Here is a 914-nt window from a genome sequence, read left to right as displayed (position 1 = left end):
GTGCTGGCTCAGCATTTTCCGCTCGCCTGTATCATCGAACTCAGCGCGACAATCGACCCGGAGACCGACACCGGCCTCGATTACTATCCGCTTCCCGCCACGGGCGAACGATTTCCGATCGCCGATCCGGCGCTGCCGCCTCGCCTTGCGCCCCGGCCGGCGGACGACGCCGATTATCTGAAAGCGATGTTCGAAGGCATCGCCGCGATCGAAACGCTCGGCTATGACAGGCTTGCCGAACTCGGCGCGCCCGCGCTGATATCGGTCCGGAGCGTCGGAGGCGGGGCGGCGAACCCGGCCTGGACGGCAATCCGGCGACGCAGGCTCGGCGTCGATTTCCTGCCCGCGCTTTCCGACGAGGCCGCCGCCGGCACGGCGCGGCTGGCGCTGATGGGTGCAAGCCGGGCAGGACTCCTATGAGCGCCAAAACGATCGAACGTCTCGACGGCATCGGGCCGCTGGCGGAGCGCTACGACGTGTTCCTGCTCGACCAGTTCGGCGTGCTGCATGACGGCACACGGCCCTATCCAGGCGCGGTGGCAGCGCTGTCGGCGCTGAAGCGCGCCGGCAAGACCGTGGTGCTGGTTTCGAACTCCGGCAGGCGGGCACGACCCAATGAAAGCCGGCTCATGAAACTCGGCTTCGAAGCGGGAAGCTGGGATCATTTCGTTTCTTCCGGCGAGGTGGCGTGGCGATCCTTCAGGCAGATGGCGATTTCGGGGAAGCTGCGCCCAGGGACAAAATGTCTGCTGATCAGCCGTGAAGCTGACCGCTCCGCGATCGAGGGCCTGCCTTTTGTGCTGACCGGGTCCGGCGATGAGGCCGAACTGGTGCTGATCGCGGCCAGCGAGGGTGACCGCTTTGACCTCGACCATTATCGCAGGCTGTTCGCGCCGGCTGCAGAGCGGCGGGGG

The 914-nt window shown here is 66.5% G+C and carries 2 protein-coding genes; both read left to right on the top strand.

Annotated elements, in window-relative coordinates; translation table 11 throughout:
- A partial coding sequence (locus tag EN964_RS35735) for an FGGY-family carbohydrate kinase (protein ID WP_245490747.1) occupies positions 1–420 on the top strand: 420 nt, incomplete at its 5' end.
- The coding region (locus tag EN964_RS35730; protein ID WP_127277537.1) for a TIGR01459 family HAD-type hydrolase at positions 417–914 on the top strand (498 nt) is incomplete at its 3' end. The genes EN964_RS35735 and EN964_RS35730, both read left to right, overlap by 4 nt.

It is taken from the genome of Mesorhizobium sp. M7A.F.Ca.CA.001.10.2.1, assembly GCF_003998575.1.
Taxonomy (GTDB): Bacteria; Pseudomonadota; Alphaproteobacteria; order Rhizobiales; family Rhizobiaceae; genus Mesorhizobium.
Note: the sequence above shows the minus strand (reverse complement) of the source record. Positions and strands in the feature narration are given on the sequence as shown.